General features: G+C 71.4%; 17 protein-coding genes and 1 pseudogene. 11 read left to right on the top strand and 7 right to left on the bottom strand.

Annotated elements, in window-relative coordinates; all coding sequences use genetic code 11:
• The first annotated feature begins 91 nt into the window (after positions 1–91).
• The 6 genes from FEF34_RS06430 (at position 92) to FEF34_RS06405 (ending at position 8,050) form a co-directional block, all read left to right on the top strand.
• Positions 92–1,720 (top strand): hypothetical protein, encoded by a 1,629-nt coding sequence (locus tag FEF34_RS06430; protein ID WP_138052258.1) that lies wholly within the window; start codon positions 92–94, stop codon positions 1,718–1,720.
• Between the two features lie 166 nt (positions 1,721–1,886).
• Positions 1,887–2,729, top strand: a complete 843-nt coding sequence (locus FEF34_RS06425; protein WP_138052257.1) for a nitrilase-related carbon-nitrogen hydrolase — start codon at positions 1,887–1,889, stop codon at positions 2,727–2,729.
• Positions 2,726–4,006 (top strand): aspartate aminotransferase family protein, encoded by a 1,281-nt coding sequence (locus tag FEF34_RS06420; RefSeq protein WP_138052256.1) that lies wholly within the window; start codon positions 2,726–2,728, stop codon positions 4,004–4,006. The genes FEF34_RS06425 and FEF34_RS06420 overlap by 4 nt, the downstream gene beginning before the upstream one ends.
• Before the next feature lie 19 nt (positions 4,007–4,025).
• A complete protein-coding gene (hydA, locus tag FEF34_RS06415; RefSeq protein WP_138052255.1) occupies positions 4,026–5,429 on the top strand; it encodes a dihydropyrimidinase in 1,404 nt (467 codons plus the stop codon).
• A gap of 24 nt (positions 5,430–5,453) precedes the next feature.
• Complete coding sequence (locus FEF34_RS06410; RefSeq protein WP_138052254.1) at positions 5,454–6,455, top strand: TIGR03842 family LLM class F420-dependent oxidoreductase; 1,002 nt, start codon at positions 5,454–5,456, stop codon at positions 6,453–6,455.
• 53 nt (positions 6,456–6,508) lie between these two features.
• Entirely contained in the window at positions 6,509–8,050 is a 1,542-nt protein-coding gene (locus tag FEF34_RS06405; protein WP_138052253.1) for an NCS1 family nucleobase:cation symporter-1, read from the top strand.
• Positions 8,051–8,158: 108 nt separating this feature from the next.
• On the opposite strand, the gene FEF34_RS06400 is transcribed toward FEF34_RS06405, so the two are convergent.
• On the bottom strand, positions 8,159–8,953 hold the full coding sequence (locus FEF34_RS06400) for an SDR family NAD(P)-dependent oxidoreductase (protein ID WP_138052252.1): 795 nt from the start codon (positions 8,951–8,953) through the stop codon (positions 8,159–8,161).
• 56 nt (positions 8,954–9,009) lie between these two features.
• Here FEF34_RS06400 and FEF34_RS06395 point away from each other — a divergent pair, with 56 nt between their 5' ends.
• Positions 9,010–10,437, top strand: a complete 1,428-nt coding sequence (locus FEF34_RS06395; protein WP_138052251.1) for an amidase — start codon at positions 9,010–9,012, stop codon at positions 10,435–10,437.
• Positions 10,438–10,442: 5 nt separating this feature from the next.
• Positions 10,443–11,063 (top strand): TetR/AcrR family transcriptional regulator, encoded by a 621-nt coding sequence (locus FEF34_RS06390; RefSeq protein WP_138052250.1) that lies wholly within the window; start codon positions 10,443–10,445, stop codon positions 11,061–11,063.
• Positions 11,064–11,301: 238 nt separating this feature from the next.
• On the opposite strand, the gene FEF34_RS06385 is transcribed toward FEF34_RS06390, so the two are convergent.
• Positions 11,302–11,904 (bottom strand): ATP-binding protein, encoded by a 603-nt coding sequence (locus FEF34_RS06385; RefSeq protein ID WP_138052249.1) that lies wholly within the window; start codon positions 11,902–11,904, stop codon positions 11,302–11,304.
• 189 nt (positions 11,905–12,093) lie between these two features.
• Between FEF34_RS06385 and FEF34_RS06380 the strand changes: the two genes are divergently transcribed.
• A complete protein-coding gene (locus FEF34_RS06380) occupies positions 12,094–12,693 on the top strand; it encodes a TetR/AcrR family transcriptional regulator (RefSeq protein ID WP_138052248.1) in 600 nt (199 codons plus the stop codon).
• Positions 12,694–12,906: 213 nt separating this feature from the next.
• Here the strand turns inward: FEF34_RS06380 and FEF34_RS06375 are convergent, their stop codons facing one another.
• From FEF34_RS06375 to FEF34_RS06360, 4 genes are all read right to left on the bottom strand, one after another.
• Positions 12,907–14,658, bottom strand: a complete 1,752-nt coding sequence (locus tag FEF34_RS06375) for an ABC transporter ATP-binding protein (RefSeq protein ID WP_138052247.1) — start codon at positions 14,656–14,658, stop codon at positions 12,907–12,909.
• A gap of 13 nt (positions 14,659–14,671) precedes the next feature.
• Positions 14,672–15,331 carry a hypothetical protein gene (locus FEF34_RS06370; RefSeq protein ID WP_138052246.1) on the bottom strand — a complete coding sequence of 220 codons (660 nt, stop codon included), beginning with the start codon at positions 15,329–15,331 and terminating at the stop codon, positions 14,672–14,674.
• Positions 15,331–17,160 (bottom strand): alpha/beta fold hydrolase, encoded by a 1,830-nt coding sequence (locus FEF34_RS06365; RefSeq protein WP_171052848.1) that lies wholly within the window; start codon positions 17,158–17,160, stop codon positions 15,331–15,333. Before FEF34_RS06365 ends, FEF34_RS06370 begins: the two co-directional genes overlap by 1 nt.
• Before the next feature lie 160 nt (positions 17,161–17,320).
• Positions 17,321–17,533 carry a hypothetical protein gene (locus FEF34_RS06360; protein WP_138052243.1) on the bottom strand — a complete coding sequence of 71 codons (213 nt, stop codon included), beginning with the start codon at positions 17,531–17,533 and terminating at the stop codon, positions 17,321–17,323.
• 848 nt (positions 17,534–18,381) lie between these two features.
• On the opposite strand from FEF34_RS06360, the gene FEF34_RS06355 reads away from it, so the two are divergent.
• Complete coding sequence (locus FEF34_RS06355; protein ID WP_138052241.1) at positions 18,382–19,581, top strand: hypothetical protein; 1,200 nt, start codon at positions 18,382–18,384, stop codon at positions 19,579–19,581.
• Positions 19,582–19,719: 138 nt separating this feature from the next.
• Here the strand turns inward: FEF34_RS06355 and FEF34_RS42630 are convergent.
• A pseudogene (locus FEF34_RS42630) lies at positions 19,720–19,899 on the bottom strand (DNA-binding response regulator); the annotation flags it as partial.
• Positions 19,900–20,174: 275 nt separating this feature from the next.
• Here FEF34_RS42630 and FEF34_RS06345 point away from each other — a divergent pair.
• A complete protein-coding gene (locus FEF34_RS06345) occupies positions 20,175–21,032 on the top strand; it encodes an inositol monophosphatase family protein (RefSeq protein WP_138052239.1) in 858 nt (285 codons plus the stop codon).
• The last annotated feature ends 504 nt before the right edge of the window (positions 21,033–21,536 follow it).

Below are 21,536 nucleotides of genomic sequence, written 5' to 3'. Positions count from 1 at the left end.
ATCCGCACCGTCCGCGAAAACTGCGCGTAGCCGTCCCGTAACACGGCTGGGGTCGAATGCCTGCGAACCCGAGGCGGAGGGCGGGCAGACAATGGCGGAGCATCAACTCCCCGACCAGGTGGGCGACTTCGCGCGATACTTCAGGGTGGTGACGGGGCGCCTTGACGTGGAGAGCGGCTGGTGCGGGGTCTTCTGGCGCCGCGACCCAGAAGGACTCACGGCCTGTCTGCGGGGCGCGGAGCTCCCGCCGTGGGACGTGGTGGAGTCGCTCCTCCACGATCTCGCGGCGGACGACGAGGAGATGCTGCACGCCCGCGGACTCCATGCCGCCGCGGCGACCGCGCACGACCGCCGCCCGGGCGGCGGCGAAGCCCTCCGGGAGCGGCTGGAGCTGATGCGCCGCGAACAGGCCCGCGCGGCCGGCCGCGGCCGGGAGCTGCTGCGCCGGCTGACCTCCGTCCCCGAGGGCAGTCCGGCGTACCGGGACCTCGCCCACGAGCTCTCCTGGGCCAACGACGACCACACCCGGGCGACTTCACGCTGCGCCGAACTCTCCACCCGCATGGCCGCGCTCGCGCCTCCTCCGGGATTCCCCTCGGGCCCGGCCCCGTACGACCGGGGACCGGCCCCGGTGCCCGGCCCCCGCGACCCGGCACCCCGGGTGTTCGGCGCGACCCCCTCGGCACCGGACCCCGGCCCTGACGCGGCCCGGAGCGCGGCACCGACCGCGGACCCGGGCGCCGCGGCAGGTGGGCCGGGGGCGTGGGCCGGACGTGTCCGCGGCCAGGCGCCGCTCGGAACGCAGGCCCCTGCCGGGGCGGGGGACGCCAACGCCGGTGCGGCGGACGGTCGGGGGCGAGGAGCTTCCGGGCCTGGCGCTCCAAGTGTCCGGGGCGCATCCGGGGAGAGCGGCGACGAGGCGCCACAGGCCCCCGCAGGGGGCGCGCCCGATGCCGGACGCACCCCCGGGCGCGAGGCGCGCCGAGGGGGCAGGCGTCGGCCGCGTGGGGCCCGGTACGCCTGGCTGGACGAGGAGGCGGAGGAGGGCGGAGCCGAGCCCGTCCCCGTGCCCGGCGTACCCGAGTTGCCCGTCGCCGCGGTGCGGCCGCGCGGCGCGCGGTTCGGCGGGGGTGCGGACGCGGAACCGGCCGCCCCGGGCGGCGCGACGGCGGCCGCGCCCGCCGGTGAGGAGGACCGCCGTGCCGCGCTCGCGACCGTCGCCACGCTCCGGCGGCTGCGTGCCGCCGGCCGGGGCGGGGAGGCCCACGTCCTGCTGTGCGAGGCCGCGTCGGGGCCCGCGGCCCGACTGCCGTTGCTCGCCGCGGAACTGTACCGCTCCGGGCTCGGCGCCGACTGGCCCACTCTCCTCTGGGAGGTGGCCTCGCTGCCGCCGGAGCGGCTGGCCGAGGCCGCCGGCGCCCTCGCCGGGGCGGGCCGCGACGACGACTGCGGCCGGTTGCTGCGCCAGGGCGTCGCCCGCCCGGCCGGGGAGATCGCCGACGCCGTCCTCGCGCTCGGCGACGCGGGCGGCCGCCGCGAGGCGGACGCGCTGCTCGCGGCCTTCCTCCGGGTCCGCACCCCGGAGGAAGGCGCGCAGATCGCCGCCGCCGACCCCCATCGCCTCGTCCCGCAACTGCTCTCCGCCGCCCGTGCGGTGTCGCCCGGCCGCGAGCGCGATCTGGTGCACGCGCTGCGGGTTGCCGGTCTCATCAGCGCCTGAAAAAGGGCGGCATGCACTGTATGTCGACCGCTCGGGTGCGAAACATGATCGACACTGCGGGTTGACGACGATGGTCTTGCCCCAGTGTGTGGCGGGGCTTACGTTCTCCTCCTACGCATCGCGTCTACGTGCGTAGAGCTCTGACGTCTTGTCGAAGGAGCAGCTCATGACCAACGTCGTACGCGCCGCACTCGTCCAGGCCACCTGGACCGGCGACACCGAATCCATGATCGCCAAGCATGAGGAGCACGCCCGTGCGGCTGCCCGGCAGGGCGCCAAGGTCATCGGATTCCAGGAGGTCTTCAACGCCCCGTACTTCTGCCAGGTGCAGGAGCCCGAGCACTACCGCTGGGCGGAGCCCGTCCCGGACGGCCCCACGGTGCTGCGGATGCGGGATCTCGCCCGGGAGACCGGGATGGTGATCGTCGTCCCTGTCTTCGAGGTCGAGAACTCCGGGTTCTACTACAACACCGCCGCGGTGATCGACGCCGACGGCAGCTATCTCGGCAAGTACCGCAAGCACCACATCCCCCAGGTCAAGGGATTCTGGGAGAAGTACTACTTCAGGCCCGGCAACGCCGGCTGGCCGGTCTTCGACACCGCCGTCGGCAGGATCGGCGTCTACATCTGCTACGACCGCCACTTCCCTGAGGGCTGGCGTCAACTCGGACTCGGAGGGGCACAGTTGGTCTACAACCCGTCGGCCACCTCCCGGGGCCTCTCCGCGTACCTCTGGCAGCTGGAGCAGCCCGCGGCGGCCGTCGCCAACGAGTACTTCATCGCCGCCATCAACCGGGTCGGCCAGGAGGAGTACGGCGACAACGACTTCTACGGCACGAGCTACTTCGTCGACCCGCGCGGCCAGTTCGTCGGCGAGGTCGCCAGCGACAAGGAGGAGGAACTGATCGTCAGGGACCTCGACTTCGACCTGATCGACGAAGTGCGGCAGCAGTGGGCCTTCTACCGCGACCGCCGGCCCGACGCGTACGAGGGGCTGGTCCAGCCGTGAGTGACCTGTACGAGCGGCACCGCGCCGTCATCCCCGACTGGGTCGCGCTGTACTACCGGCAGCCCGTGGAGATCACCCATGGCGAGGGCCGGCACGTCTGGGACGCGGACGGCAACCGCTACCTCGACTTCTTCGGCGGCATCCTCACCACCATGACCGCCCACGCCCTCCCCGAGGTCACCAAGGCGGTCAGCGAGCAGGCCGGGCGGATCATCCACTCCTCGACGCTCTACCTCAACCGCCCCATGGTGGAGCTGGCCGAGCGCATCGCCGCCCTGTCGGGCATCCCTGACGCCCGGGTCTTCTTCACCACCTCCGGCACCGAGGCCAACGACACCGCCCTGCTGCTGGCCACCGCGTACCGCAGGTCCGGTCAGGTCCTGGCCATGCGCAACAGCTACCACGGCCGTTCCTTCTCGACCGTCTCCATCACCGGCAACCGCTCGTGGTCGCCGACGACGCTCTCCCCGGTGCAGACCCTGTACGTGCACGGGGGGGTGCGCACACGCGGTCCCTACGCGGGGCTCTCCGACGCCCAGTTCACCGAGGCGTGCGTCGCCGACCTGGAGGACCTGCTCGGCCACACCCACGACGTGGCCGCGCTGATCGCCGAGCCCATCCAGGGGGTCGGCGGCTTCACCTCCCCGCCGGACGGGCTGTACGCCGCGTTCCGCGAAGTCCTCGACCGGCACGGGATCCTGTGGATCGCCGACGAGGTGCAGACCGGCTGGGGCCGGACGGGCGAGCACTTCTGGGGCTGGCAGGCGCACGCGCAGAACGGCCCGCCGGACATCCTCACCTTCGCCAAGGGCATCGGCAACGGCATGTCGCTGGGCGGCGTCGTGGCCCGGGCCGAGGTGATGAACTGCATCGACGCCAACTCCATCTCCACGTTCGGCGGTTCACCCGTCACCGCGGCCGCGGGTCTCGCGAACCTCTCGTACCTGCTGGAGCACGATCTGCAGGGCAACGCGCGCCGCGTCGGCGGACTGCTCATCGAACGGCTCCGTGCCATCACGGCCGGGATCCCCGGCGTGCGCGAGGTGCGCGGACGCGGACTGATGATCGGCATCGAACTGGTCCGGCCCGGCACGGACGAGGCGTCCCCGGAGGCCGCCGCCGCCGTGCTCGAAGCCGCGCGCGCGGGCGGACTGCTCATCGGGAAGGGCGGCGGCCACAACACCAGCGTCCTGAGGATCGCACCGCCGATGTCCCTCACCGTCGCCGAGGCGGAGGAAGGCGCCTCGATCCTCGAACGCACCCTGCGCAGCCTCTAGTCCACGCGAGGGGAAGACCATGAGCAACCGCACACTGATCCGCGGCGGACTCGTCCTCACGGCCGCCGACGAGACCCACGCCGACGTCCTGGTCGAGGACGGCCGCGTCGCCGCCCTCGCGGCCCACGGGTCCACCGCCGCCGGGAGCTGGACCGCGGACCGCACCATCGACGCCACCGGGAAGTACGTCATCCCGGGCGGAGTCGACGCGCACACCCACATGGAGCTGCCGTTCGGCGGCACCTTCGCGTCCGACACCTTCGAGACCGGCACCCGGGCCGCCGCCTGGGGCGGCACCACCACCATCGTGGACTTCGCCGTCCAGACCAGGGGCCGGAACCTGCGCGAAGGACTCGACGTCTGGTACGCCAAGGCCGACGGCAACTGCGCCGTCGACTACGGCTTCCACATGATCCTCTCCGACGTCAACGAGTCCTCGCTGAAGGAGATGGACCTGCTCGTCGAGGAGGGCGTCACCTCCTTCAAACTGTTCATGGCCTACCCCGGCGTCTTCTACAGCGACGACGGGCAGATCCTGAGGGCCATGCAGCGCGGCACCGCCAACGGCGGGCTGATCATGATGCACGCGGAGAACGGCATCGCCATCGACGTCCTCGTCGAACAGGCCCTGGCACGCGGCGAGACCGACCCCCGCTACCACGGCGAGGTCCGCAAAGTGCTGCTGGAGGCCGAGGCCACGCACCGGGCCGTCCAGCTCGCCCGGGTCGCCGGCGCCCCGCTGTACGTCGTCCACGTCTCCGCCGAGGAGGCAGTGGCCGAACTCGCCGCCGCCCGGGACAAGGGACTGCCGGTCTTCGGCGAGACCTGCCCGCAGTACCTGTTCCTGTCGACCGACAACCTCGCCGAACCGGACTTCGAGGGCGCCAAGTACGTCTGCAGCACTCCACTGCGGCCGAAGGAGCACCAGGCCGCGCTGTGGCGCGGGCTGCGGACCGACGACCTCCAGGTCGTCTCCACCGACCACTGCCCGTTCTGCTTCTCCGGACAGAAGGACCTCGGCCGCGGCGACTTCTCCAAGATCCCCAACGGGCTGCCGGGCGTCGAGAACCGGATGGACCTGCTGCACCAGGCCGTCCTCGACGGCCACATCTCGCGCCGCCGCTGGATCGAGATCGCCTGCGCCGCGCCCGCCCGGATGTTCGGCCTCTACCCGAAGAAGGGCACCATCGCGCCGGGCGCCGACGCCGACATCGTCGTGTACGACCCGCACGTGGAGCAGGTCCTCTCGGCCGAGACCCACCACATGAACGTCGACTACTCGGCCTACGAGGGCAAGCGGATCACCGGCCGGGTCGAGACCGTGCTCTCGCGGGGCGAACTCGTCGTCGATCGACGGGAGTTCGTCGGCCGGGCCGGCCACGGCGTGTTCACTCCCCGCTCGACCTGCCAGTACCTGAACTAGCGGAACCCGACCCAGGAGGTCCCGGTGGACTTCGGACTCGTCCTGCAGACCGACCCGCCCGCTTCGGCGGTCGTCGGTCTGATGCGGCGCGCGGAACGCAACGGCTTCCGCTACGGCTGGACGTTCGACTCGGCGGTGCTTTGGCAGGAGCCGTTCGTCGTCTACAGCCAGATCCTGGAACACACCCGGAAAATGCACGTCGGCCCGATGGTCACCAACCCCGGGACCCGGACCTGGGAGGTGACGGCCTCCACCTTCGCCACCCTGAACGACATGTTCGGCAACCGCACCGTCTGCGGCATCGGCCGCGGCGACTCCGCGATGCGGGTGGCCGGCCGCAAGCCCGACACCCTGGCCCGGCTGGGCGAGGCCATCGAGGTCATCCGCGATCTCGCCGAGGGGCGCGAGGCGGTCGTCGACGGGCAGCCCGTACGCATCCCGTGGGTGCGGGACGGCCGGTTGCCCGTGTGGGTGGCGGCGTACGGGCCGAAGGCGCTCGCCCTCGCCGGGCAGAAGGCCGACGGCTTCATCCTCCAGCTCGCCGACCTCTACCTCACCGAGTGGATGATCGAGGCGGTGCGGGAGGCGGCCGCCGACGCCGGACGCGACCCGGACGCGATCACCATCTGCGTGGCCGCGCCGGCGTACGTGGGCGACGACCTCGAGCACGCCCGCGACCAGTGCCGCTGGTTCGGCGGGATGGTCGGCAACCACGTCGCCGATCTGGTCTCGCGCTACGGGGAGCACTCGGACATAGTGCCGGAGGCCCTGACCGCGTACATCAAGGAGCGGCAGGGATACGACTACGGTCACCACGGCCGGGCGGGGAACGCGTCCACGGACTTCGTGCCCGACGAGATCGTCGACCGGTTCTGCCTCCTCGGCCCCGTTGAGGCCCACATCGAGAAGCTGAGGCACCTGAGGGACCTGGGCGTCGACCAGTTCGCCGTCTACAACATGCACGACGCGAAGGAAGCGACGATCGACGCCTACGGCGCGGAGATCATCCCCGCACTCGACCGCTGACGGGCACCGAACTCCCCGACGCGAAGCCCGACCTCTGCTGAAGGGTCAAGGCCATGACCGCGACCGTTCCCCCGGTGCCCTCCCCTCCTCCTTCCGACTCCGGCCGGCTCACCGACGCCCAGGGCCGGGTGGAACTCGTGCCCGGCGCGGTCCCCGCCGGAGGCCGCTTCGTCAACGAGGACCTGCTTCCCGTACCGCTCGCCGACCGCCACTGGACCACGTACAACTTCGCCGCGCTCTGGGTCGGGATGGCCCACAACATCCCGTCCTGGCTGCTCGCCTCCGGGCTCGTGGCGCTCGGCATGGACTGGAAACAGGCCGTGTTCACCATCGCGCTGGCGAACGTGATCGTGCTGTTCCCGATGCTCCTGACCGGCCACGCCGGTCCGAAGTACGGCATCCCCTTCCCGGTGCTCGCCCGCGCCTCCTTCGGGCTACGCGGTGCCAACCTTCCCGCACTGATCAGGGCCGCGGTCGCCTGCGCCTGGTTCGGCATCCAGACCTGGATCGGCGGGCAGGGCATCTTCGTCCTGCTCGGCACCGTGTTCGGCGGCTGGACCGAGGTGGCCGAGATCGCGGGCCAGCCCTGGACGCTGTGGCTCTGCTTCGTCGTCTTCTGGGCCTTGGAACTCGCCATCATCTACCGGGGCATGGAGACGCTGCGCCGCTTCGAGAACTGGGCGGCGCCGTTCGTCATCGTGGGCGCGCTGGTGCTGCTGGTCTGGATCGCGGTGAAGGCCGGCGGCTTCGGACCGCTGCTCGACCAGCCCTCCGAGCTCGGCTGGGGCGAGGACTTCTGGCCGGTGTTCTTCCCCTCCCTCATGGGGATGATCGCCTTCTGGTCCACCCTGTCCCTGAACATCCCGGACTTCACCCGTTTCGGCGCCGGCCAGCGCGCCCAGGTCTGGGGCCAGACGCTGGGACTGCCCACGACGATGACGCTGTTCGCGCTGCTGTCGGTGTTCGTCACCTCGGGTTCCCAGGCCGTCTACGGCGTGCCGATCTGGGACCCGGTGCAGCTCGCCGCGAAGACGGACAACGTCTTCGGCCTGCTGTTCGCCCTGGTGACCGTGTTGATCGCGACGATCTCCGTCAACATCGCGGCGAACGTCGTGTCCCCCGCCTACGACCTGGCGAACCTCGCCCCGCGGTTCGTCAACTTCCGCACCGGGGCGCTGATCACGGGTGTCGTCGGCGTGCTCATCATGCCGTGGAAGCTGACCGAGACGCCCGAGCTCTACATCTTCACCTGGCTCGGTCTGGTGGGCGGGCTGCTCGGCACGGTCGCCGGCATCCTGATCGCCGACTACTGGATCGTCCGCCGCACCCGACTGGAGCCGGCGGACCTCTACCGCCCGGGGGGCCGCTACTGGTACGCGTCCGGCTGGAACTGGCGTGCCGTCCTGGCCTTCGCCGTCGGCGGGGTCCTCGCGATCGGCGGCTCCCACTCCGCCCCCGGAAAGGGCCCGTTCCCCGAGGACGGGCTGATCCCCGTCCTGAAGCCGCTCGCGGACTACGGCTGGGCGGTGGGGTTCGCCGCCTCGCTGCTGCTGTACACGCTGCTGATGCTGCCGGAGCGCGAAAGGCACCGCTGAGCGGACGTGACCCGGGGGCTCGGACCGCTCCCCAGCGGTCCGAGCCCCCGGGCGTCGGGAGTGCCCGCCCCGTACGGGGGTGGTATACGGGGCGGGCCGGCGGCGGCCTCAGCGCTTGTCGCGCTGGGCCGCCACGACAGTGCGGACCGTGCGCTCGGCGCCGCCCGAACGGCGCTGGACGCGCTCGGAGAAGCCGGGGAACTGGCCGCCGATCGCGCTGAGGATCCTCATCTCCGGCGGTGCGACGTTCACTTCGGCCCGGTTGCGCTCGATGGCGCGCACCACACCCGTGACGACCTGTCGGGGTGAGACGGTGCGCATTCCCGCGGGCGGCTCGGCGCCGGTCGCGGCGAACATCCCCGCGTCCCGGACGAACCCGGGCTGCACCAGCGACACCCCGACCCCGTGTTCGTGCAGGTCCTGCCGCAGCCCGAGCGCGAAGCCCCGCAGACCGAACTTGGTGGCGTTGTAGAGCGCGGAATGCCTGGTCGCCGTCTTGCCCGAGATGGAGCCCACGAAGACGAGATGGCCCCGGCGCGCCTCGACCATGGCCGGGGCGAGCAGCCGGGCCAGCATGGCCGGCGCGCGGAGGTTGACCGCCAGGGCGCGGTCGATCTGGCCGGGGGCGTAGTCGAGCAGTTCGCCGCTGGACGGCAGCGCGGCGTTGGCCAGGAGGATCTCCGTCCCCGCCGCTTCGGCGGCGAGGCGTTCCACGTCCTCGGGGTCGGCAAGATCGGCGACGACGGCGCGGGCACCGTACTCCTTCGCCAGCGGCTCGAGGGCGTCGCGCCGGCGCCCCGTCAGGATCAACCGGGCGCCCCGTCGGGAGAGTTCGGCGGCCAGCGCGGCCCCGATACCACCGGTGACACCGGTGAGGAGAACGGTTGATCCGTTGATGCGCATCTGGTTACCCTCCAGTTCTGTTCGTTCGAACGAACGATAAGGAGCACAGGGTGGTCATGTCCACAGGTGATTTCTCCGGCCTCGCCGAGCAGGTCCGGAAACTGAAGGAAGGCCAGACCACCTCGGTGGAACTGGTCCGGGGAGCGCTCGGGCGCATCGGGTCCAGTCAGCCCACCCTCAACGCCTTCCGGCACGTCCGCGCCGAGTCCGCCCTCGCCGAGGCCGAGGACGCCGACCGGCGCCTCGCGGCGGGGGAGCGGGCACCGCTGCTCGGCGTACCGCTCGCCGTGAAGGACGACACGGACGTGGCCGGGCTGCCCACCCACTTCGGCTGCCGGGGCGAGCGGGCCCCCGCGGTCGCCGACGGCGAGGCCGTACGGAGACTGCGCGCGGCCGGCGCCGTCATCGTCGGCAAGACGAACTCCTGCGAGCTCGGGCAGTGGCCCTTCACCGAGGGTCCCGCCTTCGGCGCCACCCGCAACCCCTGGTCCACGGACCACACCCCGGGCGGTTCCTCGGGCGGCTCCGCGGCCGCCGTCGCGGCGGGCCTGGTGCCCGCGGCCCTCGGCTCGGACGGTGGCGGCTCCATCCGCATCCCGGCCGCCTGGACCCATCTCGTCGGCATCAAGCCGCAGCGCGGCCGCGTCTCGCTGCACCCCCAGACCGACGCCTTCCACGGACTCACGGTCAACGGCCCGCTGGCCCGTACCGTCGCCGACGCCGCGCTGCTGCTCGACGCCGTCCAGGGCCCCCACCCCGAGGACCTGCACCGGCCCGACGCCGTGGACGCCTCGGCCGCCGCCCGCCGCGAACCCGGCCGGCTGCGCGTCGCCCTCGCCTGGAGGCCGCCGCTCACGCTCAGCGGTGCCCGGCCCCACCCCGAGGTGCGGCGCGCCGTCTCCGACCTCGCGGAGGCCCTCGCCCGGCTCGGCCACCACGTCGAGGAGGCGCGGCCCCGCTACGGGCTGATGGGCCTCGGCTTCGTCTCCCGGGGCACCGCGGGCGTGGCCGAGTACGCCGCCCTCCACCCCGAACCGGCGCTGCTCGACCCGCGCACCCGCACGGCGCTGCGCAACGGCAGGCTGCTCGGCGGACCGATCGTCCGGGCCGCCCGCGCCCGCGAGGCACGCCAGCACCGCCGTATCGGCGCGCTGTTCGACACCTACGACGTGCTGCTGACCCCGACCACCGCCGCACCCCCGCCGCCCATCGGCACCTTCGACGGCCTCAGCGCCTGGCGCACCAACACGGCGATCGCCGCCGTCTGCCCGTACGCCTGGCCCTGGAACGTCCTCGGCTGGCCGGGCGTCAACGTCCCCGCTGGATTCACCTCCGACGGTCTCCCCGTCGGCGCGCAGCTGCTCGGACCGGAGGGCACGGAGGAACGGCTGATCTCGCTCGCCGCCCAGCTGGAGGCCGACCGGCGATGGTACGAGCACTGCCCCGACCCGCTGAGGACGAGGAGCGCGCCGGTGGAACAATGACGCGCATGCCCAGCCAGACCAGCGCCTCCGCGGAGCCCGCCGCACCGGCCATACCCCCGACCCGGCAGCGCATCATTCGCGCCGTCCTGCGCATCATCGGCCAGGACGGCATCGCCGCGGTCACCAACCGGCGGATCGCCAAGGAGGCCGGGGTCTCCCTCGGCTCGGTCACCTACCACTTCTCCAGTCAGCACGAACTGCTGCGGGAGTCGCTGCTGCACTTCGTCCGCGAGGAGACACGTCGCTTCACCGAACTCGCCGACGCGGGTGAGGCGGAGGGAGTCGACGTCGACGGCGCGGCCGCGCTGGCCGCCCAGGTCGCGGACGGCACGGTCTTCGACAGTGAGCACATCGCGCCCCTCGAGCTCTACATCCAGGCGGGCCGCGACGAACGGCTGCGCGAGGCTGCGGCCGAGTGCTTCGGTGCGTACGACCGCCTCGCCGTCCAGATCCTCACGGCCCTCGGTGTGCCCGAGCCCCAGCGCCTCGCCGCCCACACCGTCGCCCTCGTCACCGGACTCCAGCTCCGCCGCCTGGCCACCGGCTCGCCGGCCGGGGAGCTCACCGACGCCCTGCTCCTGCTCGTCCGCGGCGCGCTGAGCGAGGACGGGACGCGGACGGGCTGACCGAGGCCGGAGACCAACGACCGCACGGAACTCCGCGCGTCCCCTTCGTGCTCCCCTCACCGCCCGCGTGCCGGCGGACCGCGCCACCACCTTCTTCGGGTCTTCGCACAGGCATTGGGCCGGGACGCTCGACCACCTGGCCGATGAGGGCCATGTCCCCGCGATGACACCCTTGGCCGGGATGCGGCGGGGGGAACCGTCCGCGCCCGCTCCGTGCGGGCCGGCACGGCCTTCTGCGTCAATCGGCCTCCGGTGCGTTGGCTGCCAGTTCGAACCACGTCGTCTTCCCTGTGGCAGTGGGGCGGCTCCCCCACGCATCGGCAAGCGCGTCGATGAGTCCGATACCGCGTCCCCCTTCGTCCCAGCCGTCGGCCGCACCACGTACCGGGCCGTCGCTGTTCGTGTCCTCCACCTCGCAGCACAGGCGGCTGCCGCAGACCACCAGGTTGAGCCGCAGCGGGCCGCGAGTGTGGCACACGGCATTGGTGACCAGTTCACTGACCAGGAGCTCTGCCGGCGCCTCCAGGTCGCGCAGAGCCCAGTCCTCCAGCTGTGCGACCACCAGACGCCGCGCCTGTGGGACCGAGGTCGGTTCCCGCCGCAGGGGCCAGGAGACCTCCCGGTCGCCGGCGCTGGCACGGGGGGCGTCCAACGGCAGCAGGGGCTGCAGGGCGCGGGACCAGAGAATCTGCTGGCGGGCGGCCCAGGAGAGCGGCCGAGACGATGGTCTCCGGGGGAAGGGCGACGTCCTCTTCGGCCTTCGCCCCCGCCGACGGAGGCGGAGCGGGGTGCAGACCTTCCTGCAAGATCCTTTGTTGTGGCCGAGGGCCCGAGAGGCCATGGGAACCAGTCCTTCTCGTGCTGCCTGCGGTACCTGGCGTACCGGCGAACAGGGCGGGGCTGTACCTCGCCTTCACACTGAAACTCGCAAAATAACTGTAGCGGGCACTACGCTACAAGAGTAAGGAAAGGGTGTCTAACGGACACATGCTGCCCCGTTTGCCGTGCGTCCCGAAGCGGAGGAGCCGCGATGCCACGCTCGCCAGACCTGGCCAAACGGCGTGAACTGCTCGACCGGGTCCATGCCTACGTCATCCGCAACGGCCTGTCCGGGTTGTCGCTCCGCCCTCTCGCCAGGGCCCTGGGCACGAGTGACCGCATGCTCCTCTACTACTTCGGCACCAAAGAGCGCCTGGTCACCGAAGTCCTCGCCCTGGACGAGGACCGTCCCCTGCTGCGCGTTCGTGACCGGCTCGAGTCGACAGGGCCGCCCGAGGACGCCGCAGGTGTGCGATGCCTCATGGAAGAGGTGTGGCAGCACTTCACCGCCCCCGGCCTCCGTGCGGCCTTCCCTCTCTACCTCGAGGTGATGGCGGACAGCCTGCTCCATCCGGACCGGTACGGGCCGGTGATGCGCGACACCATCGGCCAATGGACGGATCTGCTCGCCTCCGTCCTCCTCGGCATCGGCGTGCCGGCGGACCGCGCCCGGAGCCACGCCGTCCTCCTGACCGGCGCCATCTTCGGACTCCTCATGGCGCCGATGGCCGACGCACGCTGGGACAGAGCCACCACGGCCTATCGCGACCTTCTCGACAGCCTTGAGCCCGCCTGGCGTTCCGTTCGGTGATTCTTCACCGCCCGTCCCGCGATGCCGTTCCTGCCGGGTGGGGCTGCGGGCCGGTCCGGGGTTGCTCTGTCCGTCGGTCAGGGGACCGCTCCACCTGGCGGAAACCCGCCGGCGCTCGCGAACCGGACGGCTGCCGCGCCGCGGTGCCGCCGGCCCTCAGCGGGGCTGCCGACGTCGGCGGTGACGCTTCCGAGCGCGACGAGCCCTCTTCCGTCATCCGGCCTCGAAGGGCTGCGTAGCCAGGGCGTGGTCTTCCGGAACCGATGCGAACTGCCGTACGACGAGCCGTCGGTAGAGGTCATCGCGTCGTATCAGGTCCGGGTGTGTGCCTACGGCGCGCACCCGTCCGGCCTCCATGACGACGATCTGGTCTGCCTCCACGACGGTCGACAGACGGTGTGCGATGGTCACCACGGCACGATCCCGGGCGATGGAGGCGACGACGCCGCGCAGTTCCGCCTCGGTGTCGGCGTCCAGGTTGGCGGACGCCTCGTCCAGGAGGACGACGGAGGGCCGCGGCAGAAGTGCCCGGGCGACGGCCAGGCGCTGCTGCTCCCCGCCGGAGAGCCCGTGACCCCGCTCGCCGAGAACGGTGTCGAGCCGCTCGGGGAGGGACTCGACGGCCTGGTCGAGCCGTACCAGACGCAGTGCTTCGGCGATGTCGTCCTCGCCCGCCGAGGGGCAGGCGTAGATCAGGTTGTCGCGGACGCTGCCACGCATCAGCGGGTGATCCTGCTCCACATGTCCGGTCAGTCGCCGCACCTGGTTGAGCGGCATCGAGGCGGCGTCCGCACCGTAGAGGAGCACGCGCCCGGAGTCGGGCTCGTAGAACCGCTCGACAAGCCGGAAGAGGGTGCTCTTTCCGGCGCCCGACGGGCCGACGATCGCGGTGAGCCCGTGCGCGGGCACGCCGAACGACACCTCGTGCAGTGCGTTCCGTCCGCTTCCGTCGTAGCGGAACGACACCCGCTCGAATTCCACGGCCTGTCCGCTCCGGGGTTGTGCCCGCGTAGCCGGGGCCGGGGGCCCGCTCTCCTGCGGCAGATCGGCGAGTTCCCCGAGGCGGTCGATCGCGGCCCGGCCCTGTTGAAGCCGTCCGATGGAGGTGAACGTCGCGAGCAGCGGTGAGACCAGGTAGAAGAGGTACATGACGAAGGCGGTCAGTGCGGAGAGCGAGAGGTCTCCGGTGGCGACACGGGCCATGCCCCACGCCACGACCACGGTCAGAGCGATCTGCGAGCCGACGTTGATCGCCGGGCCCAGCCCCGCGGACAGGACGGAGACCCGGATACCGGAGCGCCGGGCCCGACCGGCGAGACCGTCGAGGGTCTCCGCCTCGCGGGCCTCGGCACACGAGGACTTGACCGTCGACATGCTGCCCAGCACGCGTGCGACGGCGGTGGCGTAGCGGCTGGTGTCAGTGCGGTTCGCCACCGCCTGCTTCCTGATCCGGCGGGCCAGGACGACGGAGACCAGACTGGCGGCGCCCAGGCAGCCGACCGTCACGCCGAGGAGCCGCAGGTCGATCAGGGCCATCAGGGTGAGGCACCCCAGTACGCTGAACACGCTGCTGGTGACCTGTGCGAGAGCCGAGGACATCGTCACCCGGGCCATCGAGGTGTCCGTCACCATACGGTTCAGCAGGTCTCCCTGCGCCCAGCGTTGGAAGTCCGGCAGCCGTGCGCGCAGCACCCGGCGGGCGAGCACTCTGCGGATGTCGAAGACGAGGTTCTCACCGAGTGTGCCCATCGTGTACCCGTGGAGGCCGGAGAGCAGGGCGCCGGTGGCGAAGAGTGCGGCGGCCAGCAGGACGGGCCCGCCCGGCGAACCGCCGGACGACACGGCCTCGATGATCCTCCCGATGACCAGGGGCTGCAGCAGCGACACGCACGCGGCCGACAGTCCCAGGGCGAGGCCCGTGGCGAGCCGTTTCCGGTGGCTGCGGAGGATGGGCCAGACGTTCATGACAGGGTGTCCCTCACTCCGTTTCCTTCCTACGGGACGCGGGCCCGGTCCCGGTCGGCCGCCTTCGGCGGTTCTTCACCGGTCCGGGCGGTCGGACGTCCGACGCGTCGTGCATCACCGGGACGAAGGGAGAGGTGAACCTGTACCGCAGTTCCTCGCTCTCCTCGTATCCGCCCGACTGGACGATCAGGAACTGGTAGCCCGTGATGTGCGGCCAGCCGGGGTCCGACTGCCGGATGTGCCGGAGGACGAAGGCGCTCATGAGGCGGTAGGCGACCGAACCCGTCAACTCCAGCCCCTTGTTCGTGCGGTTGGTGAAGTCGTTGCACAGATCCAGCAAGCCCTTCTCCCGGCGCCGGGCGGGATCCCAGATCACATGGGTCCAGCTGCGTCCCGTGATGGTGGAGGCCCGCTGCCACAGTGACACCTCGCCGGTGCCGGTGAGCGTCCGGTACAGCAGGTGGCAGTCGTGCTGAGCGGGATTGGGCGCGAAGAACCGCCAGTTCGGGATCAGCACGTTCATCCTGTCGTAACGGCGCAGGCGGTCGAAGGTACGGATGGGGTGCTGGCTCAGTACGGTCGCGCCGATCCACACCGCGAATCCCGCTTCGGCGGCCCGCGCGACCCAGACCTGGCCCGACGGGGTCCGTGCGGCGCGCGGTGTCCCGGGCATCAGACGGCTCCTTCCGATTCGAGTGAGGTGGTGAAGGCCGCGACGTGTCGGGCCACCCTGCGGGCCGGCTCCGGGCCCGTCACCAGTTCTCCGTGCCCGACCCCGTCGAGAACCAGGAGGGCGCCCTGCGGGGAGGAGTCCACGATCTCCTGGTGGAGCCCGGCGTTGACGCCGTCCGCACGGTGGGTGTTGCCGGCCGCGATCAGAAGCAGTGGGACGGACACCTCCGGGAGGGGACCGTCATGGTTCAGGAATTCCGCGTGGGTGGCCTTCCACTCGCGCAGGGCGGTCTGCCAGAGACCGGCGTCGCGGTACTGGTCCAGCACCCGGCGTCGGGCATCCGGCGGCAGCCAGGACAGCCAGCCGGGTTCCGGCAGCAGGGCCCCCAGCCCGCACCGGAGCGAGGTCGGCATCGTGAGGAACCGGCCGGCCAGGCGTCGCGCACCGTTCGCCTGTGCGGCGGAGCGGTGGAGTTCCCCGGGGTGGCTCGGGTCCAGCAGCACCACGCCGGCGGCCTGGCCGGGGAGCGCGCGGAGGGACCTCAGGGCCAGGTATCCGCCGAGTGAGTGGCCGACGAGCACCACGGGACGGCCGGGGCAGACAGCCCGGACCAGGGAGGCCAGGTCGTCGACGGAGGAGCGCAGTGTGTAGGGGTCGGCCTGGTGGTAGCTGCTGCTGCCGTAGCCGGCCCGGTCGTACGTCAGGACCGGGAAGTCTCCTTCCAGGTCGCGCCGGATGTTCGTCCAGCGTGCGTTCGTGGCCATCAGGCCGGTGAGGCACACGAGGACCGGGCGGGCGGCGTTCGACTCCTGGAGCGGTTCGGTCAGCCGGTAGGCGAGGCGGTTGCCGGACGGCGCCGTGAAACAGCGCTCGCTGCCGTCGCCGGCCAGGACACGGCGGCGCCTGAGCCACTGGGAGCCGACCGCGGCGAGGGCCGTGGCGCCGAGCAGGCCACCGGCGAGTCGCGGAGTGTTGTCGCCGCGGGCGAGGGCGGAGCCGTTCCGACCTTCGGGGCCTTGGACGGTGTAGAGGACGGCGGGATAGGTGGAGAGGAAGGCGGGGAGGAACCGTCCAAGGCCCATCACGCGGGTGTTCACCACATGGAACGCGCCGGCCGCGGCCAGGAGTGCAGGCGCGTACCTGCCCTGCCGGTAGTACACCAGCGGGAATCCGCATTCCAGCGCCAGTACGCCGTGGGTCAGGACCTTCGCAGCCTGCGGGTACTTGCGCAAGAGGCCGTAGACGTCCCGGTCACCGTAGTTCTGGGTACGCATGATGCCCGGCAGCGCCCTCCCCGAGCGCCAGTCCGGCCCGGGGAGTTTGACCAGTCCGGACACGGCGTACGAGAGCGTCGACTGCAGAGCGACGAACCAGAGGCAGGCGTCGGCCAGGCGCGGGTTCCCGCGTCCGGCCCTGGCGACGGTCATGGAGAACTGCACCAGCAGGGAGAGCTGGTCGGAGCCGTCGGTGCCGTACATGTGCCGGGGATGGAGCGCCACGGAGCTGAGCGCCAGGTAGGCGTCGGCGCAGGCCCTCCACCGCCCCTGCGACTTCGACGCCACCAGGGACGCGGCGGCCGCCACCCGACCGACGTGCAGTACACGTGTGACCGCGGGATTTCCGAGCGCGTCGAGGCCCTTGCGCACAGGGGCCGGAAAGTGCGCGTAGTGGTCGCGCACGACGCGCCAGTCGTTGAACCCCCCGGCTGCCCGGTCTTCCTCGGTCGTCAGTATTTCCAGGCTGCTCACAAGATGGGTGAAGGCACTCGCCCGCTCGGTGAGGGAAATGGCCTGCCGCCGACTGGCGAATGATTTGGGTATTTTTCTCATGGATGGCATTCCCGTGGCTGCGACGATCTTTTTCTGGTCTGTCCCGCGGCGCGGGACGCGCCGTCCGCTCCGCGGAATGTCCGTCGGATTCGTGCGGTGGGAGTCGGGATTGTCCTGACCGCAACTCGGCGCCGCGGGACAGCCCGTCGGAGCGGAGGCGTCAGGCAACGGTCGCCGGGCAGGCCTCCAGCGTGACGTCGAGGGCGTCGGCCGCGACCTCACCCGCAGGTTGCGTCGCCGCGTTGACGAAGTTGTTCATGTCGTTGAATATGTTGAGAATTGGCTCCGTGCCCTTCACCTGAACCGCGCGCTCGGCCAGGATCGGGACCTCGGCGAGTGTGGAGTCACCGTTGACTCGGTGCAGAAGTTCCATCGTGTTCTCCTTTGCGGATTTCCGCTCTTTCCCGTGAGTTGGGCGAGGGTCGAGTGCCTTCGAATCCCAACTGCCCTTTCGGACACGATCCACCGTAGCAGTGGAATGGCGGGGTGCCAGACCTCACGGCGGACGTTTGCTATGCCTTTGCTGGAGCGAGAACTTGGTAGACGATTCTTTTATGCTCCACTCACACGGGGACATGAATTCAACGTCCGGTCGTCACACCAGGCGCGGGTGAGGTCCGTCGGGCGAAGTCTCCAGGGCGAGGGCGCAGCGGGACCCGTTGTCCAGCCGTCGTTGCCGTCCGGGTTCTCCGTGGTGTCGTCTGACGCGTCGCGGCGGATGTCGTCGTCGGAACTTCGGCGGGCGCACCCGCCAGTTCGTCGCCCGGCTGGCCCGGCGGAGCCGGTGGCCTGCCGTACTCCGGTCGGAACGACGACCACTGACACCATCCAGCAGCGGGTTCCGGCGAGTCGAGCGACTCCGGATCCACCTCGAACCCGAGACCGATGCATAGGCCAAAGGGATCACGCGCCTCTAAGGTGCCCGTCGTCTCGACCGGTTGACCACAGGTCTATGAGATGAATACCGAGGGGGTCCCGATCGGGATCGCAGGTCCGACCAACTTGCATGCCGGCGCTGTGCGCACGCCGCAGGGCGACGCAAGCCGGTTCTTCGATCCGAAGTCCTTCTGCGGGCCGGCCGGCGCTTAGACGGCCACGAGGCACAGCGGCGCGCGAAGCGTGCCACTCGGACGTTCGCAACCTCGGAGGCAGGCATCAGTCACGGCCGCAGCACGTCCTCCCGGACGGCGGCCGTAACACAGAAGGGGTGTCAAGTCAGGCATGAGCTCCATTTCACCTACCCGGAACACGGCGAACAAGAGCAGCGGGCGGTGGGCCACCCGGTCGCTGTCCGCGCTGGCGGCGGTCCTCGTCTGCGGTACCGCAAACGCCTTACCCGCGCAGGCCGGCACGATTCCGCAGGCCGCCGCCTCGGCCCCACCCGCGATGTTCAGCGGCATCGCCAACCGCCACTGCGCGCAGTGGGTCGACGCGCCCCCCAGCAGATCCGACTGGTTCTGCGCGAGCACCCAACAGGGCCTGAGCGACGAGATAGGCGCGCGGGGGCTCCACAAGCTTATCGATTTGTACGACTTCGGATCGAACCACCAGTTGAGCGTGGTCTCCGGCAGCCCCGCCTCGCACTGCGGCCACAGCACGTCGTACCGGCTGGTTCCCTACCTCAAGGACTTCACCAGCTACATCCCCTACACGGACTGCGCGCCGACGTTCATGTCCGGGTCTGACGCGTCATCCGCGTCCGTGAAGGTCGGCTGGCCGTCGTCCGGAGCGGGTCAGCGCAGCAACCACGTCGGGTTGGGCTTCTCTGTCGGCTACATGAAGCTGCAGTTCGGATGGAAGGAGGGCGAGGCGTGGAAGGTCTGCGTCGAATCCCCGGGCTGCACCTTCGAGCCGGATACCGCGGAGGACACGAAGTGGATGCCGTCCGAGCCGTTGGACGGCGCCGACATCAGGAACCTCGGTGAGACGGAGTCCCAGACGGGGACCTATTCGTTCTCGACGACCCTCACCGAATCACGCGAGGTGTCGCAGACCATCTCCAAGGGAGTAGAGGGCGAAGTCGGCCTGTCCAAGGGCATCGTCTCGCTCGGTGCCACCGTGCAGGCGTCCATCGAGCACACCTACGGGACGTCGTGGGAGGAAAGCCGCACCTACACGTGGGAAACCAGTGTCACGGTGCCTCCGCTGTCGAGGATCGTCGCCTTCCTCCAACGCCCCGCCACGAGGTACACCGGCCACTACGTACTTCCGACCGGTCAGGTTGTGCCCCGGGAGGTCTCCCTGGTGCTCCCGAGCGGCAGCACGTCCAAGCGGTCGGCCCTGTACTCGTACGTCCCGCAGTCCCTCGACGAGAGGGCCCCTCTGGTCACCCCGGAGCAATGGAACGAGCAGCGGTTCCCCACCCCCGCACCCGTCCCCACGCCGACACCTCGCTCCTCGGAACCGCCCGGCCGTCTCTGAGCCGTGCCCACGGCGGCCCGAGCAGATGTGGCGTCGGCGAGGCCACGTCGGCTCATCCGTGGGATGGTCCCGCCGACGCGCCGCGCTGCCGACAGCCCCGCTGCGAGGACAAGTGGCGGCACACGGACGAGGTCAACGAGCAGCGAGGGCGAGGACTTCGGTCTCCCGCCCGGTTCAGGGCGGTGCCGGGTGCCGCCGGCCGGTTCGTCAGCCTGTCGGCCACTGCGGGTGCCAGGGTGATGCGGCCGGTAGCGCCGGTGCGCACGGCGGCGGCCGGGTCTTCGGGGGCGCGTCCTTCAGGAGGTAGCCGGTGGTCCCGGACGATCCCGGCGGCCGTGGCGGACCGTGCCGCCGCGGCCGTGCCGTCAGGGTCGGCGAACCCGGTCGGAGGGCAGGCGGTGCGCGGTGGCAGGGGGACCCGGGGCCGGTGTGCCGTCCGCCGCGGCGAACCCGCGCGGCATGCGGGGCTACGCGTCGGGCCGCTGAGCCGGCACCGGGCGTTCACCCCGGCGTCGCCGGGAGTCGGCCAGGTGCCCGCCGACCGGTCATCAGGTGGCGGCGGGAATGTCGGTCCGGCGTGCTTAGCTGGACGTATGACCGAAGAGTTTCTGTCCGGGACGACCGGAGACCCCTGGGAGTCCGCGAACCTCGCCCTGGTCGAGGAGGCGGTGCGCAAGGCGGCCGCCGCCGAGATCATGCCGCGCTTCCGCCAGCTCGCCGTCCACGAGATCGTCGAGAAGAACGGCCCGCACGACCTGGTGACCGTCGCCGACCGCAGGGCCGAGGAGCACCTGACGGCGTCCCTGACGGCCCTGCTGCCCGGCTCGGTGGTCGTGGGCGAGGAGGCGGTCCACGCGGACCCGGCGGTGTACGAGGCGCTCCGGGGCGACGCGCCGGTGTGGATCGTCGACCCCGTCGACGGCACCCGTCAGTTCGTCCACGGCGACCCGGGCTTCTGCACGCTTGTCGCGCTGGCCCTGCGCGGCGAGGTGCTGGCGTCGTGGACGTACGCGCCGGCGCTCGACGAGATGGCGGTCGCGGTGCGCGGCCACGGCGCCCGCGTCGACGGCACGGGGATACGGTCGGGCACGCCGGAGCCCGGCCGGTTCCTCCAGGTGGCCATGTCCCACCCGGACTTCACGACGCCCCAGGAGAAGCGGGCCCTCCTCGCCCTCCGTGCCGAGGGCGTCCACTCCCGGCCGTGCGGCTCCGCGGGTCTGGAGTACCTCGCGGTGGCGCGCGGCGAGCTCGACGCCGTCGCCTTCTCCTGGGAGAACGCGTGGGACCACGCGGCGGGTCTGCTGCTCGTGGAGGAGGCAGGCGGCACGGACCTGACGCTGACCGGCGACCGGTTCCGCGTCGCGGGCGGCAACGCGCTGCCCTTCACGGCGGCGCGGGACGCGGCGACGGCTCGATTCGTCCACGAACTCCTCGCCTCCGGCGCGGAGTAGCAAGGGCGGAGAAGCGGCGGAGGGGGAGGGGCGGCGCCCGGGAGGCCCCGGAGGACTGCGCGCGGCCGGGCCGGTGGGGTCGCGTCATGACTGCCGCCGAGCCCACCGTTCTCGCCACTTCGGGCGGACATCGTGTCGGCGACCGCACGAGAGGGCGCGTACATCGTCGTCCGGGACGGCGACCGGGCGGTCGAGGAGCGCATCGCCCCGCGCCGGGGGCCCGCCCCCGCTGCTGAACGCGTTCCGGATCCGAACACGGTCCGCGACGGGGCCGCTCCGCGACGGGGCCGCTCCGCGGCCCGGCGGCCCCGGGTGCGCGGTGCGCCGGCCAGACACCGCGGACGCCGACCCGCAGGCCTGAGGTCCGTTGGTCACGCGTGTGCCGGGTACCGGTCTGACGGATGTGAGGTCCGACGTTCGCGTACGCGCCGGGTGCGCGGTGCGTCGGCCAGACACCGCGGACGCCGACCCGCAGGCCTGAGGTCCGTTGGTCACGCGTGTGCC

The sequence above is a fragment of the Streptomyces marianii genome (genome assembly GCF_005795905.1).
Lineage (GTDB): Bacteria > Actinomycetota > Actinomycetes > Streptomycetales > Streptomycetaceae > Streptomyces > Streptomyces marianii.
Note: the sequence above shows the minus strand (reverse complement) of the source record. Positions and strands in the feature narration are given on the sequence as shown.